We start from the raw sequence: 4,985 nt of genomic DNA on the forward strand, positions 1-4,985 counted from the left end.
GGAACCCTTCGGACATCGCCAGAAGGAGTCCGTCGGCGGAGACCACGACGGTGTGGGACACCCCTGGGGTGTTCTCCACGAAACTGGTGATCAACCAGTTCAGGTTCTGCGCCGCCTGGCTCATCGGGCTCACACTAACGCTCCTGATCGTAGGTGCCGCCGGGGCCGAAGCCCTGGTCGTGTTGCTCATGCTGCTCATGTGTGGTGGCCGAACCGCTGTCGGTCCCCACGGTGCGCCCCTGCTGGACACCGCGGCGCAGGTTGCTGAGCCTGCCGCGTATGTCCTCCGGGGCACGGGAAATCTGGGAACCGCCCTGCGGCGTCTGCGCCGCCTTGCCCTCGATCAGATTGGCCTTGGGCACTCGGCGGGGCAGTCCGGAGGGGGTGACTCCGCCGGCCTTCGGGTCCCGGAGCTGCTCGGCACGGTGCCAGCGCTCGTCGTTCTCCGATCGCCAGTCGGGGCTTTCACCCTCGTGAGGCTGCTGTAGGTCCTGCTGGGGCTGCTCCGGTTCGCCGGCCCCCACGGCCTCTTCGACAGACTCGGACTGCTGCCACTGCGTCGCGCGTCGCGGCAGACCGGACCCGGTCAGCGAGTGGGAGCCGCTCGTAGAGGGGACCGGACGGTCGAACTCTACGCGCTCGGGCTGCGCCGTGTCAGCGGGCGGCAGTGATTCCGAATCCGCTCCGTAACCCTGCGGGCCGCCGTCCTGGTACGCACCGGGCTGCTGCCACACGTCGTTGCGGGTCGGGACCTCGGGCTCGGCGTACGCCTGCTGCTGCGGGTAACCGGCCTCCGCGTAGCCCTGCTCGGCATAGCCCTGCTCGGCGTAGCCGGAGTCCGGGTAGCCGTGCTGCGGCTGCTGCTGCTCGTAGGACTGCTCGTACGGCTGCTCGGGCAGCGCCGGGAACTCCTCGGTCCGGTGCGGGCCCTGCTGGTCGTACTGCTGCTGGTCGTACGCCGGCTGCTGCTGCTCGTGCTGCGGCTGCTGCGGCACCTCGTCGCGGAACAGCGGGCGGCTGTCGGCCGCCGCTTCCAGGGCCGCACGCCGCTCCTCACGGAGGCGGGAGCGGTTCACCGGGTCCAGCGTGGCGCCCGGAGCACCCTGCTGCGGCTGCTCGTAGCGGGAGTCGTCGAAGCCCAGCTCCGCCGCGGTCCGCATGCGGTTCACGGCGCCGGCCTGGGCACCGGGCTGGCCGGCGGGGCCCGCCTGCTGCTGGCCCGGGACCATCTGCGAGACCGTGAAGTCGTCGCCGGACAGCTCGTCCTCGCCACCGCCACCGTGCGTGATCCGGTCCGGCAGCATGACCAGGGAGGTCGTGCCGGCCTGCTCGCCCGAGGGGCGCAGCTGGACGCGGATGCCGTGGCGCGTCGCCAGGCGGCCGACCACGAACAGGCCCATGCGCTGGGAGATCGTGGCGTCCACGGTCGGCGGGTTGGCCAGCTTGTGGTTGATGTCCGCGAAGTCCTCGGCGGTCAGGCCGATGCCCTTGTCGTGGATCTCGACCATCACGCGGCCGTCGGGCAGCCGCGTCGCGGTGACCCGGACCTTGGTGTGCGGGGAGGAGAACGTGGTGGCGTTCTCCAGCAGCTCGGCGAGGAGGTGCACGAGGTCGGTCACGGCGAGGCCGTGGATCTCGGCGTCCGGGACGCCCGAGAGCTCGATGCGCTCGTAGGCCTCCACCTCGGAGGAGGCGGCGCGCAGCACGTCCACCAGCGGGACCGGCTGGTCCCAGCGGCGGCCGGGCTCCTCGCCGGCGAGGACCAGGAGGTTCTCGCCGTTGCGGCGCATACGGGTGGCCAGGTGGTCCAGGCGGAAGAGGTTCTCCAGCTGGTCCGGGTCCGCCTCGTGCTCCTCGAGCTCGGTGATCAGGGTCAGCTGACCCTCGATGAGGCTCTGGTTGCGGCGCGAGAGGTTGGTGAAGATCGCGTTGACGTTGCCACGGAGCAGGGCCTGCTCGGCGGCGAGCCGGACGGCCTCGCGGTGGACCTGGTCGAAGGCGCGGGCGACCTCGCCGATCTCGTCCCGGGTGGTGATCGGGATCGGCTGGACCCGGGTGTCGACCCGGCCCGGGTCGGTCCGCGACAGCTGGTCGACCAGCGCGGGCAGGCGCTGCTCGGCCACGTCGAAGGCGGCGCGCCGCAGGCGGCGCATGCTGCGGCTCATGGAACGGGCCATCATGCCGGCCACGAAGAACGCGAGCAGCAGGGCCACGACCATGACCGAGCCGTTGAGGATCGCGTCGCGCTGGGCGTCGGAGGAGATCTTCTCGGCCTCGTCCACCGCCTTGTCGGTGAGGTAGACCTCGACCGAGCGGTAGGCGTCGAACTTGGCCGTGGCGGCGTCCTGCCAGCCGGCCGCGGTGATGCCCGCGGTCTCCAGCTGTTCCTTGGTCTTGCCCGCCATGATGGCGTTGGCGATCTTCTCCTGCTCCGACGACTTCGCCTTGGTGGCGATGGCGTCGTTGAGCCGGCTGATGTCGTCCTCGGTGCCGCTCGCGTCGTACTCGGCGCGGGCGATGTACTCGAGGAAGTAGTAGGAGGAGAAGGACGTCCGCTGGAGCTGCTGCTCCTTGGGGTCCTTGGCCGGCTTGACGAGCAGGTGGGTACCGATCGAGCGCTCGAGCGACTCGGCGGCCTTCGCCAGGGAGACGGCGTAGACCATGCGGCCGTAGGAGACGACGTTGTCGTTGCCCAGGCCCGAGCCCAGCTCGTTGGCGAAGGCCATGAGCGGACGCTGGATGGCGCCGTAGCCGTCCTCGGTCTGCACCCCGGTCATCGCGGGCGTGTAGGCGGCCTTGCGCAGCTTGGGCAGCGTGCCCTCCGCCTCGCGGAAGAGCTTCATGCGGCGGCGCAGGCCCGCGGTGTCCGGCATGTCCTTGACGGTCTTGTCGAACTCGGCGCGGGCGGCGTCCGTCGCGTCCCGGGTCTTCTTGATGACCGGGTCGTCGGGGTTGTTCTGCAGGAGCGGCTGGGCCGTCAGGTCGCGCTCGTCGATCACCGCGTGGGCGTAGGTGGCCGCGGCGCGCACCACTCGCGCGGTGTTCGCGGCGTCCTTGGCCTGCTCCCAGGTGTCGACCTGCTCCTTCACGTGCAGCCCGCCGACCACGACGGCCACGATCACGGGGATCATGAGGATCGCGTTCAGCTTGACGGGCACCCGCCAGTTGCGGGGGGAGAACCGGCCGCCCGAGCCCCCGGAGGGAGCCGGGGTTTCGGGCACGCTCGAAGCAGGGGAAGGCGAAGGCGGCACCGCTCCGCGCGACGGCGGGGTGAAGTTGCCCCGCTCGTCCTGCGTCTGCTGTGCGGCGCCCGTCTTTCTGCGCGTCACTCGACCAACAACCTCTCGGCGTCGGCACCCGGGTTGTGTGCCGTTTTTCGGCTGAGCCGTTACTGCTCAGTTCCTGGAATTCCAGCACGTCGGGGGTGCGCATTCCAAACAGCGGGGGCCCCCGCCAGGCCACTCGATTTGCCCGACATAAAACGGGCATTAAGAGCGAGCGGCGCCAAATGGCGGGCGAAATGTGCGCACAGTGAAGTCGACCGAACGCGGTGGGTTGCCGCGTCCGGTCGATTCTCTGTCGAAACGTTATGAACTCTGCGTCGGGTCGTGTCCAATGCCACAGCCCCTCCGTAACGTTTCACGCGACGATCTGGGCGATGCGGAAGTTGTCGGCGAAGAGCTGACAAAGGGCCGGTGAAGAGCCGGCGGACAACCGACGGAAATCTGACGAAGAGCTGACGAAGAGTTACTTCAGCCGGGCCATCAGAGCGTGCTCGACCAGGGTGATCAGCGCGCTCTTCGCCTCGCCGCGGTGGCGGGCGTCGGTGGTGATGATCGGCGTGTCCGGCCCGATCTGCAGCGCCTCACGGACCTCTTCGGGGGCGTAGGGCTGCTGTCCGTCGAAGCCGTTGAGGGCGATGACGAAGGGCAGGCCGCTGTTCTCGAAGTAGTCGACCGCGGGGAAGCAGTCGGCGAGGCGGCGGGTGTCGACGAGGACGACGGCGCCGATGGCGCCGCGGACCAGGTCGTCCCACATGAACCAGAAACGGTCCTGGCCCGGCGTACCGAAGAGATACAGGATGAGATCGTCATCCAGGGTGATACGGCCGAAATCCATCGCCACGGTGGTCGTGGTCTTGTCCTGAACGTGGCTCAGATCGTCGATGCCCGCCGAGGCGGACGTCATGACGGCTTCGGTCCGCAGCGGACTGATTTCCGAGACCGCGCCGACGAACGTGGTCTTGCCCACGCCGAAGCCGCCCGCCACCACGATCTTCGCGGAGGTGGTGGAGCGGCCCGTGCCGCCGCCGGCGCCTCCGCTAGAGCTTCCGAAGTCCACTGAGCACCCTTTCGAGCAGTGTCACATCCGGCGTCCCGCCGGACTCGCCGCTGCCGCCCGGCTGGTGGATCGCCACCATGCCGGCCTCTGCCAGGTCCGCGACCAGAATGCGCGCCACACCGAGCGGCATGTTCAGCAGCGCCGAGACCTCGGCGACCGACTTGACCTCGCGGCACAGGTGGCAGATCCGCTGGTGCTCGGGGAGCAGGCTCCCGAGCACGGCCGGGTCGGCGGTGGAGCTGACCAGCGCCTCGATGGCGAGCTGGTAGCGCGGCCGGGTGCGGCCGCCCGTCATGGCGTAGGGGCGGATCAGCGGCTCTTCGCCTTCACTCCCGTACGGCGCGTGATGAGAGGCACCGTACGGGCCGGGCGAGGCGGGCGGGGTCATGAATCCTCCGGACGGGACAGCAGGACTGGCAATAATGCCGTCGAGCGCGGGCCGGTGGGGGGTTTTCGGCCGTACGGTCGGACGGGATCAGCGGTAAACATCGGTCAGTTCAGCAGGCTGCCCTGGAGCTCGGCGCGGAGGTCCGGGGTGAGGACGTTGCCCGCGCGGTCGACGAGGAGGGCCATCTCGTAGCCGACGAGGCCGATGTCGCACTCGGGGTGCGCCAGCACGGCCAGGGAGGAGCCGTCGGAGATGG

The 4,985-nt window shown here is 69.7% G+C and carries 4 protein-coding genes and 1 pseudogene; all 5 read right to left on the minus strand.

The genetic code is table 11. The annotated features are described in order from the left end of the window. Positions 1-133: roadblock/LC7 domain-containing protein (locus ACFPP6_RS36260; protein WP_146167043.1), on the minus strand; the 133-nt coding region annotated here is incomplete at its 3' end. 1 nt (position 134) lies between these two features. Next, positions 135-3,329, minus strand: coding sequence for a sensor histidine kinase (locus ACFPP6_RS36265; protein WP_382051117.1), 3,195 nt, complete (start codon positions 3,327-3,329; stop codon positions 135-137). Between the two features lie 418 nt (positions 3,330-3,747). Beyond that, on the minus strand, positions 3,748-4,341 hold the full coding sequence (locus tag ACFPP6_RS36270; protein ID WP_382051118.1) for a GTP-binding protein: 594 nt from the start codon (positions 4,339-4,341) through the stop codon (positions 3,748-3,750). Further along, positions 4,322-4,729: a DUF742 domain-containing protein gene (locus ACFPP6_RS36275; protein WP_058046432.1), complete on the minus strand. Its 408-nt coding sequence runs from the start codon at positions 4,727-4,729 to the stop codon at positions 4,322-4,324. The genes ACFPP6_RS36270 and ACFPP6_RS36275 overlap by 20 nt, the downstream gene beginning before the upstream one ends. 104 nt (positions 4,730-4,833) lie before the next feature. After that, positions 4,834-4,985: pseudogene (locus ACFPP6_RS36280) on the minus strand (roadblock/LC7 domain-containing protein); the annotation flags it as partial.

Source organism: Streptomyces aureoversilis (assembly GCF_042657885.1).
GTDB classification, from domain to species: Bacteria; Actinomycetota; Actinomycetes; order Streptomycetales; family Streptomycetaceae; genus Streptomyces; species Streptomyces aureoversilis.

Coding starts and splice junctions, on each gene's coding strand:
- ACFPP6_RS36275 (WP_058046432.1), bottom strand. CDS start 4,729: ATGACCCCGCCCGCCTCGCCCGGCCCGTACGGTGCCTCTCATCACGCG.